The sequence below is a fragment of the Granulicella sibirica genome (assembly GCF_004115155.1).
Lineage (GTDB): Bacteria > Acidobacteriota > Terriglobia > Terriglobales > Acidobacteriaceae > Edaphobacter > Edaphobacter sibiricus.
In genome coordinates this window covers 2,487,283-2,504,020 of the sequence record NZ_RDSM01000001.1, presented here as the reverse complement: position 1 = coordinate 2,504,020, position 16,738 = coordinate 2,487,283, and the positions used below count along the sequence as shown (strand labels likewise).

Here is a 16,738-nt window from a genome sequence, read left to right as displayed (position 1 = left end):
CTCATCACGGTGTCATTTCCGAAAACGCCGTCTTGCGAGAAGAACGGATGCCGAGTTGACTTATGAAGGGCGATGTCCCTCGAACCAGTGTTCATTCATGAGGTTCAGGAACTCGGGTGTGATCGGGAATCCGGAAGCTGATCCTATTACCGCGTCGATCCCGCAGCGGGGGCAGTCAGCCGTGAGAGCTTCTCTATCTTCTATCCAGTCCACGATCTCTGAGGGTGGATAGATGGACATGCAGTAGAAACATCCGCAAAGAACGCTCGCTTCGACCTCAGCACGGTTCTCGATGCAGTGTTTGTGAGCGCGTATGTAGTCAGCTTGCCTTTCAATCACGCTCGGCCTTTCGTACTCGCGCCTCACTTCGCGAGAACTCTGCCATGAACTCCAAACGAAGCCGACCCTGATCACAAACCAGAGAAAGATCAGTTCGGCGGTAAAGACGAGAAATCGAGTTTGCCGCCAATGACTATGGAACTGCTGTCCAGCGCTGAAGGGGACTATGATCGCAATGTTTATCAGCAGGGCTACTCCTGCCTTAGAGGCAGAAGACTTGCACGCTTTTAGGCGCGCAGCGGCATGTTCCTCAAAGTCAGCCTGCTCTTCTTCTGTCCACTGCTCTTGAGGCTCAATACCAAACATCCCTACACTCTAAAGGGTCATCAGCTCTGTCTCCAATGACACTCCCGGAAAGTCGTTGTTGTCGGCAACTTCACTGCTGAGGCCGTGCTCTCCACCATGCATCGGAGAGGAATTCTGTAGGAATGGCTTCGTCGCCAACCTCGAACCCTCTGGATTCAATCTCCTTGAACCAAACGTGACGGAGTGCACTGGGAAGGCTTTTGCCGCACCACGGACAATGCTCAATCGCGATGAAACCGGAGCCTCCGTCGAGCACTCGAATGCCATACTCCCGAAATTTTGGCACAAACAGGATGGCAGTCTCGCCTCCCGCAAGATTGGTCGTCATCATGTCACAGCAGTGCTCGTTCACTCTCATCCCAATTGCTAAAGGATAACCTCCCGAAAGTCAGTGTTACGGCAATGGCGACCTTCCGATTCTTAGGTGCAGTCATGCCGGATTAGTATCGGTAAACGCCGATACTCAAATCGCGCAGAGAAGGCCGCAGGATGCAAAAAGGTTTTACAAGAAGACCGAAAGCAGAAGAGCCCGCCGCCAACCACGGCAAAAACTACATCACTCCAGCCGGGATCGAACGCCTGAAAGATGAGCGCCACTTCCTGCTCACCAAGGACCGCCCGGCCGTAGTGCAGGTGGTGGCGTGGGCTGCGAGTAATGGCGACCGCAGCGAAAACGCCGACTATCAGTACAGCAAGCGGCGTCTGCGGCAGATCGATGGACGCGTTCGCTTCCTCACCAAGCGAATCGAAGCCGCGGAGGTGATCGATCCGGAAGCTCCAAGAACAGGCCAGCGGGCGACAAGAGCCTTCTTCGGAGCCACCGTACGCTACGCGAATGCCGCAGGTGCCGAAAAAGTGGTCAGCATCGTCGGCACCGATGAAGTCGATCTCGACCGCAACCACATCAGCTGGGACTCCCCCCTCGGCCGCGCACTCATGAAAGCGGCAGAGGACGACGAAGTGGTTCTTCGTGCGCCGGGCGGCATGGAAACCCTGACTGTGCTGGAGGTGCGATACGAGCGCATCTCCGTGGAACCATTCCACGTACCGCCCGCGTCCGATGTCGCGACAAAAGGCCTCGATCGCTGACACTCAATAAGCAAAGCTCCCGTCGCCTGGGATCCAATCCAATCAGATCGCTGGCCAAAGATTCCGCGCCGGACTAACTCCCTCCAGCACCGAACCCAGATACAAAATAGTCGACTCCGCAAACCACCTCGACACCAACTGCACCCCAATCGGCAGCCCTTCCCCACTCGTGCCAAACCGGATGGACAACCCCGGAAGCCCCGTCACGTTGAACGGCACCGTCGCGCTCAGGCTATGCGCCGCCGGCACCCTCTGCCCGTTGATCACGAACTCCGACAGCCCATGCGCATGCGCCGGAAGCGGCAACACCGGGCAAAGCAGCGCGTCATACCGCTGGAAGTATTCCGCGAACCCATCCCTCAGCCTCTCCGCCGCCTGCTCCGCGAGCACGAACTCGACCATCGTCGTATCCGGCGTCGCGAGCATAGCCTTGGAGATCGTGAACATCTGGTCCTCATGCCCGGCAGTCACCTCCGCGAACGCAGGCTTCACCTCCATCCGGTGCAGCTTCCAGAAGATATCAAGCGCATCCTCCTGCTCGAGCGCCGGAATCCGAACCGGCTCGACGACACAGCCCGCGCCATGCAACGCCTCCGCCGCCTTCTGCACCGTCGCTGCAACCTCGGCGTCGATCGGCCCAAACCCGGGCTCAACCAGCCAGCCCACCCGAATTGGCTGCACCGGTGACGCCCCCACTCCCACGTCGAAACGGAGAGGAGTCGTAGAGAAGCTATCCGCACCATCCGGTCCAGCAAGAAGCGAGTACGCCAGGGCCACATCGCGAACGCTCCGAGCCATCGGTCCCACATGCCAGTTGCGGCGCGGCACCCGAGGCCAAACTCCCGTCATCGGGATGCGCCCATGCGTAGGCTTGAACCCGATAATGCCCGTATTCGCCGCCGGCCCGCGCACCGAGATCGCAAGATCCGTCCCAAGCCCAAGCGGAGACATCCCCGCTGCAATCGAAGCCGACTCGCCGCCGCTCGACCCGCCCGGTGTCCGATCCACGTTCCACGGATTGTTAGACCGTCCCGTCAGCAGGTTGTCCGTCTCGGTCGAGTAAGAGAACTCCGGCAGATTCGTCTTCGCCAGCAGAATCGCTCCAGCACTCTTCATGCGCGCCACACTCGTAGCATCTGCCTCCGGAATCCGGCCCTTGAAGATCGGCGAGCCGCGCTGCGTCAGAAGTCCCTCAGTATCGATCGAGTCCTTCACCGTGAACGGAACCCCATGCAAAAGACCTAACTCACCCCCCGTCATCACCTCTGCCTCCGCCATCTTCGCGGCAGCAAGCGCCCCATCCGCGATCGTCACAACCGCATTGAGCTGAGGGTTGACGGCCTCGATGCGGTCAAGGTGCGCCCGCACCACCTCGACCGGCGAGACCTCGCGGTTCCGAATCAGTTCAGCCAGCTTAGTCGCGTCGAAGTAAATCAAATTAGATCTCATAGTCTTTTCTTTCCGTTCTATTCGCCTTGCAGTTGCAGTTAGTGTTGCCGTCGCCATTGTCCCTTTGGTTGTCATTCCTGAAGGGAATCTGCGTTTGCCGTTGCCCGCTTTACGTCGTCATCCTGAGCGAAGCGAAGGACCCCTGTATCTCGCCGTTGCCTTTGTTCTTGCACGAGGTTCTATGCTCCACCATCAGGAAAGCCATCACCAAGGCTCGCCATTCCCAAACGACCAATCATCCCGGTCCACAAACACCAAACTCACAAACACGTCCTCACGCCGCACCCCCAGCCGACGGTTCAGTTCATCCGCCATCTGCCGGAAGAAGGCCTGTTTCTGCTCCTTCGTATTGCCGACTGTGCTGGTCACCTGGATAAAAATCAGGTCGGGCGAGCGCTTGATGTTGAGGAAGTTTGGATCGAACACGAGGTTCTCCGGGCTGTGCTCGCCGACGACCATGAAGCGGTCGCCATCCGGGGCCTTCAGCACTCCCACAATCCCCCCGTACACAATGTCGGCCACAGTGGCGCGATACTCGGTGGTCTTTCCCTGAGCCAGATCGATACGTGCAAACGGCATGACATTCTCCTTGTGTTGCAAAGTTCGGTGAAGAAGAAGCGAAGCGGGCGACCGCGCCTGTGGAGAAGGCTCAGTCGCGAAGAAAAACGAGGGCTACTCTCATTAACCTACCGGCCACTTGGTAGGCTAATGAGTAGATACTACCTGCCACTTGGTAGATTCTCAAATTCGGAATATTATTTTTCCTTAGGACATCGAGGCATAGGGTGAGTTCAGATTCACGGGAAAAAATCCTGGCGGCCGCCAGGCTGGTGGCGCAGGCGCACGGCTATAGTGGGCTCAACTTTCGTGATCTCGCCGAAGATGTCGGCATCCGCGCCGCAAGCATCTACCACCACTTCCCCAGCAAAGCCGATCTCGCCACGGCGGTAGCCAAACGCTATTGGGAGGACGCAGCGTTAGGCCTCGAAGCTCTCCTGGTCAAGTCCGCCGATCCTCGCGCCGCTCTGCGACAATATCCCCAGACCTTTCGCTACGCGCTCGAGAACGAAAACCGCATGTGCCTCAGCGGCTTCATGGCCGCCGAATACGACGACCTGCCAGGCCCTGTAAAAGAGGAAGTTCAGAGATTCGCTGACGTCAACGTAGCCTGGCTGAGCAGGCTTCTTTCCGCTGCGAAGATGGTCCCCCCGAAAGAGAGCGAACTACGCGCCCGCGCCATCTTCGCCGCCGTCTCCGGCGCTCAGCTTATGGCGAGGAGCCGCTCCGACATCGCGCTCTACGACGCACTCATCGAAAACTACCGCGCGTCCGGTCTTTTACCGGCGTAAGCGGGACGAACAACATCATCACTGCGGCGTCCAGTGCACATGGCTCCGGAACAGCCCATCCACAAACCCGATCTGGTAGACGAGAAACAGCCCAAAGCAGACACTCGCCAGCCCGGAGACCACCGTCAGCGACCGCGAAAACTTCTTCCCGGTAAGCGCCACCGGAATCGCCATCGCGGTCGTCATCAGCATCATTCCAACCACGGTCCCGAGCCCGAACACCACAAGGTAAGCAACCGCCCACGCCGGACTGCGAATCATCGAAAGTACAAGCAGAGCGACCGCAGCCGATCCAGCAAGTCCATGCACCAGCCCGATCGCCAACGGCCTCATTAGGTGAAACCATCCATACCGCTCGAGCAGCCGCCCACGCCCAACGGGAGCCTCGATCGAATCCTTCTTCCAAGAGGCCGGAGCAAACCGCTCCGTGAGCCTCTGAAGCACCCCGGTAAGGTTCAGCACCCCAAGCAGGATCAGCATCGCCGCCACAGCCATCTCCATCGACAGCCCAAGCCGTGGAGGAATCGTCAGCTTGAACAGGATGATTGCCGCCCCGACTATGAAGATGGTCAGCGTATGCCCCAACCCCCACATCATCCCGATAAATGCACCCTGTCCCACCGAACGCTCCCGGCTCACTATCGTAGAAACCGCCACCACATGATCCGGATCCGTCGAGTGCCGCATCCCGAGAAAAAGTCCGAGGCCAACGATCGCCGCAAACGAAGCCAGATGCTCATGCGCCAGCGTCTCAATCCTGGCAAACAGATTCCCCGATGAGCCGATAGCAGGAATCGCCGCTCCCGCAATCGCCAACCCGGCGAGGAACATAGCCGAAGACGAAGCCAGCGGAAGCCAGCGGTGCATCCACGGAGCATCGCTCCTCCATCGCGAAAGCAGCCCTCTCGCACGAACCATCAGGATCCCAATGCCAATCAACACCGCCGCCAGCCCAAGACTGAACGCCACGATCAGGAACAACCCAAGCCCCACCCGATGCAGCGAAACCGCACTCAGCAGCACTACAAGCGCTGCGGGACAAGGAATAATCCCACCGGTAATCCCAAGCACGATCAATTGCTTCAGAGGAACTGTCTTCTCATCCGCAGGACTCGCAGCAGTCTCGGTGACCGGATCCCGCCGCACCGAATACCAATGCGTATGCAGCACTCCCTCCGCATGCTCCTCAGGCTCCGAAAGTCCAGTCCAAGCCCGCAGAAACAGGTAAGCCGCAAGCACAGCGATCACAAGCCCGGAGAAGATACTCAGCCACGGATAGATCCTCTCTGGAATGACATACTTCGACGCATACAGTACCACCGCTCCCAGCAGGTACACCCCCGCCGTATGCGCCGCTGTCACCAGCAATCCCAATCCAACCGCATGCCGCGTCCGCCCCCGCGAGCCAACCAGATAGGCCGCCACGATCGTCTTCCCGTGCCCGGGCTCGAGAGCATGCATGGCCCCAAGACCAGCGGCAAAGAAGGCCGCGGTAATCAGAAACCAGAGACTAGTCTCCTTGGTCGTAATCAGCTCCGTAAACCGGCTTCGCGGAGTGGCCTGCTTATTCGCTTCCAGAAGAAGCACAGGAGCAGGTGCAGCCACCACCGGAACCGTCGCAGACGCAACCTCTGGCACAACCGCAACTGCTTTCGCCCTAACCGAACCAGCTTTCTCTGCCAGCATCGGAGCCAGGCCCACAACAGAGTAGCTAAACTCCGCCTCCAGATCCTGTGGAGGACTACTCAACAGATCAGTCGGATAGTTCGTAAGCTGCCCGCTGCGATCCACCATGTACCGCTGTTTTCCCTCGAGCGTCACCCCGCTACCAGCGGTAACGACAATCTCCTTCCAACCCGCATGCCCCGCGAAGTTCCCATCCGCGTAATGCAGCCGCAGCGGCCCATGACCCTTAGTCCGAATTACCCCCCGATACACCACCCCGATCTTCATCGTAGGCAGCCCACCCGCTCCGGGGGGAAAGATCACCTTCTCCGAAGCCGCTACCAGACGCACCGGATCGCCATTCACCTGAACCGTCAGGTTCTTACCCCAGACCGAAGCCTGCTTCGCGAGATACTTCGGCAGAAAAGCATCCCCGACCTGCGCCACGATACCTGCGTCTTGAATCTCCTGGTAGGTCGGAATCTCGGCAAAATCGACGATGTACCGCACTTCAACTGCATCCCGCTCCACGTGAATCCCGGCATAGTGGTTGATGCTGAAGTTCCCCATCGGATGAGCGAGGCACACCTGAGCCATCGCCACCAGCATCACCGCCGCCGCGAAACCAATCCTAATGCGCATCTGCTACTCCGGCGGCCGTAACCGTGGCTCCTGTCCCGTGTCCTTCGAGCCCTGCAAGCATCTTAGCCGCCTGCCCCGCGAAGATGACATGGAACCCAGGATTGATCGCCAGCGCCCGCTTCAAATGTGCGCTTTCCTGTGCCGTGTCTCCAAGCGCCCCGTAGATCAACCCCGCGTGATACTCCATCAAAGCATCCTGCGTCCCCATCCGCAGCGCCTTCTCCATCTCTTCTTTCGCTTTCGCCGCCTGCCGATTCTTCAGCAGAGCCCACGCCAGCGCATCCGAGGTGTACACATCGTGCCGCACCTCTAGCTCCTTCTGTGCGAGCACAAGCCCATCCGCCAGTTTTCGGTCATGGTCCGCATAAAAGAGTGCAAGCTCCCGGTTGAAGACCTGCTTGTTGATCGCGCTCAGTTTTCCGATGTATTCCACCAGCGAGTACTCCTTCTCCGCCTCCGCTTTATCCCCACTCACCGCATGGACATCCCCAAGCGCGGCGATGTAGATCGGTAGAGGGATGATCGAGACCGCATCTTTATAGAAAGAGATCGCCTCGGGGTAACGGCCCTGCGATGCCCGGATCTGGCCCATCGCTGCCAGTGCCCGGTGATACCGCGGAAACGCACTCAGAGAAGCCATCTCCTCCCGTTCCGCCGAAACCAGATCTCCCATCTGAAAGAACTGCTCGCCCAGCATGAACTGTGTCCACGCCAGATTCTCCGCAGGAAGGTGCAGTTCTTTGGCAAGCTGAATCGCCTTCTCCAGATCCGCCGTCGCCTGCGCCGTATCTCCTCTAATCCAGTCCAGCCCAGCCCCATGGCTCGCCGCTAGAAACGCAATCCCCAGATGTGGCCTCCCGTCCCGAGGCTCGGTCAGTTGCTCATAATATTTCCGCGAAGCTGCATAGTTCCCCATCTCAAGCTCCGCATCCCCGGCAGACGGGTACGCGAACATTTCCGAAGGCTCCAGCGCAATTGCCTTCGCCGCATCCTCCCCTGCCTCGCTGAACTTATGCTCCGCAAGATGCACCGTAGCTAACTGCGTATAAGCCGGAGCAGCGTCCGTATGCGTCGACTCCAGCTTCAACGACTGGTTCAGCGCTGTCTCCGCCAACTCGAAATAGCTGATGTCCCCCGTCTCCCGAGCCTTCTGCGCATACGCCGAGGCAAGCCGGTTGTAGTTCATCCAATAGTCTGGATCGCGCTTCAACTGTGCTTGATAAAACCAGATCCTCTGATCCGCCGGATCCACATGCTTAACTGCGCCAGCCGAAGCACTCGTCCCCTGGCTCCAGCCCAGCCCCGAACAAGCAGCGAAGACAGCAAGGGCCGGCCACCAGAGCCGGCCCTTCACATTCATATCCGTGTGAGTCATGGCCCGTTCCTTACTGCTGCGGAGGATATCCAATCGTACCCGGCTCACCAGGCAGCGGAGCCGGATTCGCGACATACGGGAACGTCGTCAGGAATGGCTGATCGTTACCGACTGTGACATAGTTCGCAATCGTCGAGTCCGGCTTGATGAATTGCGTCCCTTGCAGCACTACATTCACGCGACGATCCGTGCATGTCGTTGTGGGTGGATTGAATCCACTGCAATCAAGCGCGACACGCGAACCTAGCGAACCACCACCCGGAATTCCCGAAGGGAAGTGAACATCCGAGAGCTGACGCAATAATTGCAACGGCACATCGATCGACGAAAAACTCAGCGTACGCCCGTTCTGCAAGCCGAATTGCCCAATCGCTGGATTGCTTGGATCGAGGTCGAGATCGAATCGCAGTACGTCTGGCAGAAGCGCAATACGCAACAGATCCTTGCTCGGATTGTTGAAGCTCGCCGGCAGAAGCAGTGGCGCTCCGTTTGGAAGGGCCGTCAGACCAAGCGAGGTCAGCACAGCCGCGCGTCCCGCAATCGTGTTTCCACTCCCGTCATTGTCGACCGTGGTCAACGCATCAGGAATGAGAGCCGAGTAGTTCGCGACATCGTGTTCGGGAATCTCGAAGTTCTCCGCATCGCGTGCCGCGCCCTTTGGGATGAAGATCGTCGCAAATGCCTGTTGCCCCTGACGCTCGAACTGCTGGTAGGTCTTCGCACCCTGTCGCGTCGGGACTCGAGAGCTCACCGTCGCCCAGACGTTGATCTTCGAGGATGACCCACGCAGCATCGACTTCGGTACCGACACCACGAGCGACGTCACATTGAATCCGGCGAAGCTATCTACTCCTGACGTTCCATCCGTACGCACGGGACGACCTCGAAATGTCCCAACTTGGCGGAACAAGTCCTGCGTATTATTCAGAATCCGGTTGAACTGCGCGAAATCGAACACAAATGGATCGTCCCGCAGTCCAAAATACGCTTGCACCGCACCCGAAGTCCCGAATACCGTTCCGAATTTGCCAGTAGCGGTCGGAGCCGAAGAAAGCAGTGTGTTCCGAGCCCCGGTCGTTGTCGGAAGCGCCGGACCGTAAATCGACGCAGTCTGCGACTGTCCTGCTTGGTCGAACACCGCCTGGATCACCAGGTCTTCCTTCGCGTCGCCCGTGTTATCGATCTTGAACTGATAGAGAAGGTCTGGCGAGAACGCATAGCTCGCGGCCTCGGAGGAGTTCGAGAAGGGATTGACGTTCATGATCAGAACGCACCGCGTCGAATCGTTGGGATCAGTAAAGACATACACGTCGGTGAGATCGCCTTCAGGGATCCCATCGACTGTTGGAGCCTCACGGTGGTCTGAAGCAAACACCTTGGGTGAAACCATCGTGAACGTCATCGCAGCGATCGCAACCGTCGCAACTCCTCGAATCCAGCCCATTTTGCCCGTCATATCTAGCCTCCTTGCTGTCCCCTAACTATCAAGAAAATCGACCGATATCATCTATTGCTTTTGCGCCGATGCCATAAGAAGGTTCCTGTCATCCAGGCCCACCATAAGAACCTGTGTAGAGGACACCGGATAGTAGCTGAAGTCATTGCCGCCAAGCGCAGCCTGTCCGCGCCCGTTCGGATCAGGAGCAAATAAAAATCCAGTGATCGTCGGGTAGGTCATGGTGTTCGAACCATCTGTGTAGCTGAGCGTTCCGCTCGTCAAGGTCTGTGCCGCCCCGACGACGAACTCCCCGCTTCCTGTGACGATTCCCTGCCCCTCGCCTTTCAGCGTGTAGAAGTAGCTACCAGGCGACGTGAAGCCCGACCCCTGTGCATACAGCGTGCCGGTGCCCGTACCGTCAAAGGCGGTCAAAGCGGTCGACCCCGTCTTGATCACCGAGGCGGTAAACGTGTCCGTCACCGAGCCGGAATCTGTGATCTTGAAGGAAGCCACGCCACCGGAAACTGTATAGGTCCCGGTCAATGGAACACTGGAGTCGATCCCAGAGCCAAGGTTGTAGTCGGCAATCCCGCTCGTAATGTTGCCCTTACCATCCGCCACGAGGCTTCCCGCCACGAAGTAATCGCCATCGCTCGAATCGGTTCCGGCCGCGGAAAAGATATAAGTCCCGCTCAGGTCAGCCGTCGTTAAGGTGGCCGGGGATGTTGTGGTGGTGTTGTTTGCGCTATTGCTGCCGTTGTTACAGGCAGTCAGGAGGAGGGCAAGCGCGGTGGCGCCTAACCCTTTCAGAACCACTGGAACCCTGTTGACCATCATCATCAAGCCCGCCCTTTGATCTACTAACGTCCCGGATCGAATCCCGGTTTTCCTACGCGTAACTTTTTTCAAACTTTGTGTCGAACGTCCGAGCGCTGGCTGCGAAGCTCAAGCAAGTCGCGCAGGGTAAAGCATCGAAAGCATGAACTGCATCAGAGACGCAGCCACTCCCGATTCCCTTGCTTGGATAGGTTCCAACCGGATCTTCCCTAGGTCATCGCCTCAAGAAAACGCTCTGCTGTCGCCAAAGCCAAATCCGTGACAGCACCTCGCGCCCAGACTCTTCGCTTGCGATAGGAGATTACGAATGCACATCCCCGCTGGCAACAGGAAAATGGTAATCGACCGGAAAAACTTCTCGTCTAAACCGATCTGGCACCGGCGTTATCCAAACACAGCCGGAAATGCGCCCAAACGCATCAACGCCCGAACACATGTCCGGGCGTTGTCTGCAAATTCCGACTTGAACTTTACAAATGAATGGTCGGGACGACTAGATTCGAACTAGCGACCTCACCCACCCCAAGGGTGCGCTCTACCAGGCTGAGCCACGTCCCGACTGTACTGCCCGTTCGCGAAGTGTGCCAACGGTGGGGTTATCCTACAGACCTAAGTGTACACGAGCGACCCGTACAAACCGAGGCGAACAACCGCGAAAACACTCTACTCGGGGGCCACGTACTCCTTCGGCAATGCACCACCCTCACCAAAGAAGAACTCGTTCATCTGCTCCACGAGAAACTCCTGCGCCTCGCGTGTCCAAGGCTGCAGTCGGTATTCATTCAAAAGCATCTTCTGCCGCTCCACCCATTCGCCCCACGCCTTCTCCGACACGTTCTTGTAGATCTTCTGACCGAAATCAGAGTCGAACGGCGGCTCTGCCAATCCCTTCATCTCCGCCTTGTACTTCGCGCAGTAAACCATGTGATCCATCAATAGCTCCCTTAACTCCATACTACGTTGTTCCCGGGCCGCGCCTACCGGACGACAAGCCGCCGCAGACGACGGCCGGTCTCCACGAATTTACCTTTGACAACGCCACACAGGTATATGTTCGCGTCACCAAATCGTAACGTTTGCCTGTGGAAACAAGAAATTTTCAGTTGGAAACAAAGATGTTCGCTTTTGCTTTGCCATGACCTCACAGGCAGCTATTTATCTCAATGATTCTATTAGGCCACAATGCCCAAAGTGAACCGACGAAAGTAATGCTGCTCCGCATTCCTCATCTGGACTGGCTTGGACTGTCCAAAGCGTTCCACACACTTTTCCACAATTTAGCCTGCTAACAGCGCGAAAGGGAGGCCCGTGGGGACCTCCCTTTTCACTACTCCAATCGTACTCAATGGAGCTACTTGGCAGCCGGTCGAGCGGCAGGCGTGGTGGCGCGGGGACGCGGGGTCGCAGTCGCCGACGGTGCCGACGGTGCGGGAGCCGCTACGCCCGAAGTCGTGTTGTAGGCCTGAACGACAGCCTGCGACACATCCGTTCCCTGATTTGCCCAAAGCACGTTGCTCTGCTGACCTCCCACGTCCAGCAGAAGCGTATATCCATTCTTCTGGCAGTAGTCGCGCATCGTCACGGAAACCTTCTGGGCGACCTTGCTCAGCGCTTCCTGCAGGTCGGTGTTGTAGGCGTTGGTCGCATCTTCCGCGTCGCGATTGAGCTGCTTTTCCTTTGTGTCGATCGTCCGCAGGCGCGACTGACGATCCTCGTCGGTCATCGTCGCAGGGGCTGCCTGAAGCTGCTTCTTCAGCGATTCCACTTCGCCCGACTGCGTGTCGATCTGCGCCTTCTTCGGCTCATACTTCTTCTGCACTTCCAGCACGCTCCGCTGGCCCTCGTTCGTCGCAACGACCGCCTGCTCGAACGCGATCAGTGCGATCTTCGCCGGGATCGCCTGCGGAGCGACCGCCGCCGGGGCCGCTGCAGCGGGAGCCGGGGCGGGTGCGGTCTGAGCCACGCCAGACAGGGTGGACAAGGCAACGATTCCCGCGCCAAAGGCGGAGACAAGACTTTGAGTGCGATTCATGCGGGGTAGAACTCCTTGCAAATCAGATAAGATCGAGAATTTTCCGGGGGAAAAACATCAACCGGCCGCTCTTCCCGGCCACGCCCTGTTTGACTCACCCAAATCGCGCTGGTCACAACGCGGCACCCTGACCTTTGATTCCACCCGGGATGTGCAAACGGAGGGCCCGAAAGAGGCGCTCCAAACGCACCAGGAGCAGAACGAGCCAGGGAGCGAGAGAACTACCAGAACACCTGAATTATAGGTGTCCCCAAACACAGGGTCAAACGGCGAGCCCCCCGAAACCGGCACCAGACAAGCCTTCGCGCCACTTCAATTCGTCCTCGTGACATACGCCTCGACTCCCGGGTCCGGAACTCGAACCGTGGCCGCCACTTCCGCCGAAGGTTCTTTATCCGGCACCGGCAGCGTCAGCCGAACCCAGCTTCCGGTCGGCCCCTTGAACGAGATCACGTTCGCCGCTCCGTATCGTCGTTTCAGATCGTTCTTCATCTGCAACGCATCGTCCGGATCCATGAAAGCCCCGATCTGCACACACCACTTCGCTGGAGGCACCACCGCACCGGCCAGTTCGAACGCCTCCACCCGCACCTTCCCCACACCAATCCTATAAAGGCCGGCCGCCTTCGCCGCCCCAAGTGAAAGATCGATGATCCTTCCCGGGATAAAAGGGCCCCGATCGGTGATCCTCGCGACGGCCACCTCTCCGCTTGCGAGGTTTGTCACGCGCACGATCGCCCCCAACGGAAGCGTCCTGCTCGCGGCAGTCATCCCGTCCTGGTCGTATACCTCGCCGTTCGCACTCCTGCCGTGGTTGTAGTTTGGACCATACCAGCTCGCAAGCCCCACCTCACTCGAAAGCAGAGACGCATCAGCCGGAATCACAGGCGTGAACTCTGGGACCCGCACTGCTCCAACACTTGTATCCGCACCACGCGATCCAGCACCTGACGCAGGTGACGGATAGCTCGGTGCCACTGGAGGCTGATAAGCCCGCGTATCGTGATGGCACCCGGCGAGCCCCATTGCCGCAATCGTCAATAAGCTCACCATCACATAGCTCGGACTCTTCCGCAGCGTCATCACCTCTTCGGCCCGTCTGCTGTATATGGCGATGAGGGTGGTGGAGGCGCGGACGCCGTTCCACCCCGCCGGTCGTCCATCTTCTCCGCAAGGCGATGAAGCTCGATCGCAGCAGCCCGCAGCGCCTCGGAACTGTTGCGCCGGACATCCGGAACCACCTCGTCGTTGATGTAGTTGACTAACCGCTTCAAGTCTTCCTCGACTCGCGCGCCTGCGTCCTGCAGCTTCTGTTCCCACGGCCTCTTTGTCTCGCCCGTCATAGCGCTACCTCGCTGCTCCTACGATGCGCCTCTTTCGGAAGCTCGTGCTCACAACTTCGGCACCGGAACCCTTCACGTCAACGACGCCACACCCGGCTCTCTCGCGAAATCGGCTTCGAATCTACACTTTGCGCTGAGATCTGTCCTTCGGGTAGGTCCTTTCGGCAAAACAAGCATCACACTTCCTAGACACCAATAGAACGAGGACGAGACTTTGAACAAGAAAACACCCAGGAGCCACAACCAGGCTGCGGCATCCCAACCCCTTCGCCGCCCTGCCCTCGCGATCGCCGCATCCCTCGCTTTTGCATTTGCCTCGAGCGTCGTGGCCCAGCAGGTCAACTCTTCTCCGATCCTCCTAGCCGGGAACTCCCTGCCTGACTCCCCAGGCGCTCTCCTTGCCGCCTCCGCCCGACCCGATACTGAAGGAACGTCCTCCTCTCTCACGACGCTCCTCGATCCCGCTTGGCGTGACAGCGGCCAGTACACATCGGCGACGAAGCCCATGGCCGCCCGAACGGACAAGTACATCGCCCCCGGCCAACCCGCCCCGCAACTCTCCGTCGGAAACAAGGTCTTCCTCGGCCTCAAGGACTCCGTCTCGCCCCTCGCGGCCTTCGGCTGGCTCATCTCCTCAGGCTATGAGCAGGCGACCAACGGCAGCCCGAACTACGGCGGCAACGCCAGGGGATTCGCTCAGCGCCTCGGAGCATCGGCGGCTCGCGCCAGCTCCGAGTCCATCTTTTCTGACTCCATCGCCGCCAGCATCCTCCGCGAGGATCCCCGCTACTACCGAATGGGCCGTGGCAACAGCCCCCTAAAGCGTGGCGCATATGCAATCTCGCGGGTCTTCATCAGCCGCACCGACAGCGGGCGAGCTACCCCGAACATATCTCTTCTCGCAGGGAACCTCGGAGGCGCTTTCCTCACCAAGGCCTACTACCCCAGCTTGAACACGAGCAACACGGAGGTCTTCAAGACTTTCGGCGGCTCACTCGCAGGTTCAGCGGTTGGCTTCGGAATCAGTGAATTTCTTAGTGGCGCCCTCAACATCATCCACAACTCCAAGTCCGTACCGGATTAGAGTGCGACCTGTCCACAAAGAGCAAAAGGCCCCTGAAATGGGCCTTTTGCATACTGTCGACTCAAGTCAATTGAACGCCGCCGAAGCCCCTACGCTCAGCAGAAGAACCAAAAGCCACCAGCCCACAATCACCGCCGCAGCCGACCCCATCTTCACCTTGGCAACCACGGCGGTCCCAATGATCAAGAGCACCATGTTCCAGATCCCAATCACATCCAGAAACCCCAGCCCCGTACGCAGCCACGGCGCCGAATCCGCCATGTAGTACCCAACGTTTGTCCCAACCGGCTCCTTCAGATTGAACGAATCGGCATTGTTCCCGAAGCAAAGCGTTACGATCTCGAGGACACCCGAGAGCAGTCGAGGCAGCGAAGCATAGATCCACACGGCGAACATCTGACCGAAGCTCGTCCTCGCTCCCAGCCCGAAGTTGAAACTCCCCCAAAGCACGAGAGCCCCAATGGCCGAAAACAGAAGAATCAACACCGGCGACGCATAAGAGATGTACTTCGTCACCTTCGCCGAGATCGCGACGCGCGTCGCCCGATCGGCCGGCGGAAGCGAATTCAAAGCCTCTTCCTGCTTCGGGCTCAGGTGAATCTGATTCTCCGCAACTTGTTGGAAGCCCACCTCCCGATCGATCGTGAACGTCGCCGCTGTCGTCACCACCACAAGCAGAACAAACGGAAGCCACCACGTCGTGCTTCGCAGAATGTCAGCGAATGTCAGCGAAGGCGCCATAAACATATCCACCACGCGCTCCGCCTCGCTCAACGGCTTTGCACCGACCACCTCGCTCATCGCGACTCCTTACCGATCTGGCGTTCAGCCGGATTGTAGCCGCGCGAACCCGCCTCGAAAGGAAGAATCCGCAGGCACCTTCGCCTCGGAATCAGCAGCAAAAACAACAAGGCCCCCCGGGACCGGGAGGCCTCACTGCACAGCCATGGGAGAACCTTACTGCATCACAACGCCACCCGCGTTCTTCTTTTCCTTCTCGAGTTCGTTTGCCTTACGAGCGCCCATCGCCTTCTGGATCCACATGTCCACCTGGGCCATATCGTCCTTGCGGGCGGCTTCATTGCCACACTCAAGATCGGCCTTCCGGCGAAGGGTCAACTGCATGTACTGCATCGCATCGTCGTAGTTCGGGTTCAGCTCGATCGCCTTATTCAGGTACTGAATGCCCTCGGTCACTAGGCCCGTATTCGCAGCCTGCAGCTTGGCGCAGGCGTCCTTGCTCTTCTTCGGGTTTCCGTCGCCAGCGTCGGTCAAGCCGTCTGCCGCCAGGATCGCAATGGCATTCTTGTACGCAAGCGTCCAGTTCACGAATCCAACCGTGTAATACGCTTCGGGGTCGTTTGGCGCAATCGCAATGACCTTCTTCTCATATTCCTTCGCTTCATCAAATTTCTTGATGTTCCGGTCAATCGACGCGATCTGCTTCAGCGCCGTCAGATCGTTCGGGTCCTTAGCCAGAACCGCATTGAAGCCATCCAGCGCATTCTGCGCGATCTTCAGGTTCTCGGGGGTTTCGAGGTTCGGCACCACCTGCGAGGCGTACGCCGTCGCAAGGTACAGCTTGGCATCCTGATACGCCGGATCCAGCGCGATCGCTGTCTGAAAGTGGTTCGTCGCGTCTTCAAAGCGCGCACTCTTAAAGGCTTGAACGCCCTTGTTGAGCTCATCGCGAGCCTTCAGCTTGTTACAACCGGTCGCGCTACCCAGGGTCAACGCCAACAGTGCGGCCGTAACAGGAATCCGTGCAGTCAGTTTCATGGGGCGTGTAG

17 protein-coding genes and 1 tRNA gene are annotated in these 16,738 nt (G+C 58.5%); 3 read left to right on the top strand and 15 right to left on the bottom strand.

Annotation, left to right across the window (positions count from 1 at the left end; genetic code table 11):
* Window positions 1-60 precede the first annotated feature (60 nt).
* Together GRAN_RS25880 and GRAN_RS26990 are read right to left on the bottom strand one after the other, a co-directional pair.
* Window positions 61-645 (bottom strand): hypothetical protein, encoded by a 585-nt coding sequence (locus tag GRAN_RS25880; RefSeq protein WP_206662731.1) that lies wholly within the window; start codon window positions 643-645, stop codon window positions 61-63.
* A 70-nt stretch (window positions 646-715) separates the two neighbouring features.
* The gene (locus GRAN_RS26990) at window positions 716-1,003 is read right to left on the bottom strand and encodes a DUF6980 family protein (protein ID WP_128912802.1); all 288 of its coding nucleotides are present in this window, start codon (window positions 1,001-1,003) and stop codon (window positions 716-718) included.
* Window positions 1,004-1,134: 131 nt separating this feature from the next.
* Here GRAN_RS26990 and greB point away from each other — a divergent pair, with 131 nt between their 5' ends.
* On the top strand, window positions 1,135-1,734 hold the full coding sequence (gene greB / locus GRAN_RS10430; RefSeq protein ID WP_128912801.1) for a transcription elongation factor GreB: 600 nt from the start codon (window positions 1,135-1,137) through the stop codon (window positions 1,732-1,734).
* A gap of 42 nt (window positions 1,735-1,776) precedes the next feature.
* Here the strand turns inward: greB and GRAN_RS10425 are convergent, their stop codons facing one another.
* Window positions 1,777-3,183: an amidase gene (locus tag GRAN_RS10425; RefSeq protein ID WP_128912800.1), complete on the bottom strand. Its 1,407-nt coding sequence runs from the start codon at window positions 3,181-3,183 to the stop codon at window positions 1,777-1,779.
* Between the two features lie 204 nt (window positions 3,184-3,387).
* Window positions 3,388-3,762: a tautomerase family protein gene (locus GRAN_RS10420; protein ID WP_128912799.1), complete on the bottom strand. Its 375-nt coding sequence runs from the start codon at window positions 3,760-3,762 to the stop codon at window positions 3,388-3,390.
* Window positions 3,763-3,968: 206 nt separating this feature from the next.
* Here GRAN_RS10420 and GRAN_RS10415 point away from each other — a divergent pair, with 206 nt between their 5' ends.
* Complete coding sequence (locus GRAN_RS10415) at window positions 3,969-4,532, top strand: TetR/AcrR family transcriptional regulator (protein ID WP_128912798.1); 564 nt, start codon at window positions 3,969-3,971, stop codon at window positions 4,530-4,532.
* Between the two features lie 18 nt (window positions 4,533-4,550).
* On the opposite strand, the gene GRAN_RS10410 is transcribed toward GRAN_RS10415, so the two are convergent.
* The 9 genes from GRAN_RS10410 to GRAN_RS10370 form a co-directional block, all read right to left on the bottom strand.
* A complete protein-coding gene (locus GRAN_RS10410; protein WP_128912797.1) occupies window positions 4,551-6,839 on the bottom strand; it encodes an urease accessory protein UreH domain-containing protein in 2,289 nt (762 codons plus the stop codon).
* The gene (locus GRAN_RS10405) at window positions 6,829-8,214 is read right to left on the bottom strand and encodes a tetratricopeptide repeat protein (protein WP_161570924.1); all 1,386 of its coding nucleotides are present in this window, start codon (window positions 8,212-8,214) and stop codon (window positions 6,829-6,831) included. Before GRAN_RS10405 ends, GRAN_RS10410 begins: the two co-directional genes overlap by 11 nt.
* 10 nt (window positions 8,215-8,224) lie before the next feature.
* Window positions 8,225-9,670 carry a DUF4331 family protein gene (locus tag GRAN_RS10400; protein WP_128912795.1) on the bottom strand — a complete coding sequence of 482 codons (1,446 nt, stop codon included), beginning with the start codon at window positions 9,668-9,670 and terminating at the stop codon, window positions 8,225-8,227.
* A gap of 51 nt (window positions 9,671-9,721) precedes the next feature.
* A complete protein-coding gene (locus tag GRAN_RS10395) occupies window positions 9,722-10,492 on the bottom strand; it encodes a hypothetical protein (protein ID WP_128912794.1) in 771 nt (256 codons plus the stop codon).
* Between the two features lie 478 nt (window positions 10,493-10,970).
* Window positions 10,971-11,047 (bottom strand) — tRNA-Pro (locus GRAN_RS10390).
* A gap of 105 nt (window positions 11,048-11,152) precedes the next feature.
* Window positions 11,153-11,422 (bottom strand): oxidative damage protection protein, encoded by a 270-nt coding sequence (locus GRAN_RS10385; protein WP_128912793.1) that lies wholly within the window; start codon window positions 11,420-11,422, stop codon window positions 11,153-11,155.
* Window positions 11,423-11,840: 418 nt separating this feature from the next.
* On the bottom strand, window positions 11,841-12,521 hold the full coding sequence (locus GRAN_RS10380) for an OmpH/Skp family outer membrane protein (RefSeq protein WP_128912792.1): 681 nt from the start codon (window positions 12,519-12,521) through the stop codon (window positions 11,841-11,843).
* A gap of 312 nt (window positions 12,522-12,833) precedes the next feature.
* Window positions 12,834-13,604: a septal ring lytic transglycosylase RlpA family protein gene (locus tag GRAN_RS10375; protein ID WP_241654454.1), complete on the bottom strand. Its 771-nt coding sequence runs from the start codon at window positions 13,602-13,604 to the stop codon at window positions 12,834-12,836.
* Complete coding sequence (locus GRAN_RS10370; RefSeq protein ID WP_128912791.1) at window positions 13,604-13,864, bottom strand: hypothetical protein; 261 nt, start codon at window positions 13,862-13,864, stop codon at window positions 13,604-13,606. The genes GRAN_RS10375 and GRAN_RS10370 overlap by 1 nt, the downstream gene beginning before the upstream one ends.
* A gap of 214 nt (window positions 13,865-14,078) precedes the next feature.
* Between GRAN_RS10370 and GRAN_RS10365 the strand changes: the two genes are divergently transcribed.
* Entirely contained in the window at window positions 14,079-14,948 is an 870-nt protein-coding gene (locus GRAN_RS10365) for a hypothetical protein (RefSeq protein ID WP_128912790.1), read from the top strand.
* 66 nt (window positions 14,949-15,014) lie between these two features.
* Here the strand turns inward: GRAN_RS10365 and GRAN_RS10360 are convergent, their stop codons facing one another.
* Window positions 15,015-15,749, bottom strand: a complete 735-nt coding sequence (locus GRAN_RS10360) for a YIP1 family protein (protein WP_128912789.1) — start codon at window positions 15,747-15,749, stop codon at window positions 15,015-15,017.
* A gap of 156 nt (window positions 15,750-15,905) precedes the next feature.
* Window positions 15,906-16,727: a tetratricopeptide repeat protein gene (locus GRAN_RS10355; RefSeq protein WP_128912788.1), complete on the bottom strand. Its 822-nt coding sequence runs from the start codon at window positions 16,725-16,727 to the stop codon at window positions 15,906-15,908.
* Window positions 16,728-16,738 lie beyond the last annotated feature (11 nt).

Excerpts from the sequence above, each read along its gene's own strand:
- GRAN_RS26990 (WP_128912802.1), bottom strand. The coding sequence starts at position 1,003 with ATGAGAGTGAACGAGCACTGCTGTGACATGATGACGACCAATCTTGCG.
- greB (WP_128912801.1), top strand. The coding sequence starts at position 1,135 with ATGCAAAAAGGTTTTACAAGAAGACCGAAAGCAGAAGAGCCCGCCGCC.
- GRAN_RS10355 (WP_128912788.1), bottom strand. The coding sequence starts at position 16,727 with ATGAAACTGACTGCACGGATTCCTGTTACGGCCGCACTGTTGGCGTTG.
- GRAN_RS10360 (WP_128912789.1), bottom strand. The coding sequence starts at position 15,749 with ATGAGCGAGGTGGTCGGTGCAAAGCCGTTGAGCGAGGCGGAGCGCGTG.
- GRAN_RS10375 (WP_241654454.1), bottom strand. The coding sequence starts at position 13,604 with ATGACGCTGCGGAAGAGTCCGAGCTATGTGATGGTGAGCTTATTGACG.
- GRAN_RS10370 (WP_128912791.1), bottom strand. The coding sequence starts at position 13,864 with ATGACGGGCGAGACAAAGAGGCCGTGGGAACAGAAGCTGCAGGACGCA.
- GRAN_RS10385 (WP_128912793.1), bottom strand. The coding sequence starts at position 11,422 with ATGGATCACATGGTTTACTGCGCGAAGTACAAGGCGGAGATGAAGGGA.
- GRAN_RS10395 (WP_128912794.1), bottom strand. The coding sequence starts at position 10,492 with ATGATGATGGTCAACAGGGTTCCAGTGGTTCTGAAAGGGTTAGGCGCC.
- GRAN_RS10380 (WP_128912792.1), bottom strand. The coding sequence starts at position 12,521 with ATGAATCGCACTCAAAGTCTTGTCTCCGCCTTTGGCGCGGGAATCGTT.
- GRAN_RS10400 (WP_128912795.1), bottom strand. The coding sequence starts at position 9,670 with ATGACGGGCAAAATGGGCTGGATTCGAGGAGTTGCGACGGTTGCGATC.
- GRAN_RS25880 (WP_206662731.1), bottom strand. The coding sequence starts at position 645 with ATGTTTGGTATTGAGCCTCAAGAGCAGTGGACAGAAGAAGAGCAGGCT.
- GRAN_RS10420 (WP_128912799.1), bottom strand. The coding sequence starts at position 3,762 with ATGCCGTTTGCACGTATCGATCTGGCTCAGGGAAAGACCACCGAGTAT.
- GRAN_RS10410 (WP_128912797.1), bottom strand. The coding sequence starts at position 6,839 with ATGCGCATTAGGATTGGTTTCGCGGCGGCGGTGATGCTGGTGGCGATG.
- GRAN_RS10425 (WP_128912800.1), bottom strand. The coding sequence starts at position 3,183 with ATGAGATCTAATTTGATTTACTTCGACGCGACTAAGCTGGCTGAACTG.
- GRAN_RS10405 (WP_161570924.1), bottom strand. The coding sequence starts at position 8,214 with ATGACTCACACGGATATGAATGTGAAGGGCCGGCTCTGGTGGCCGGCC.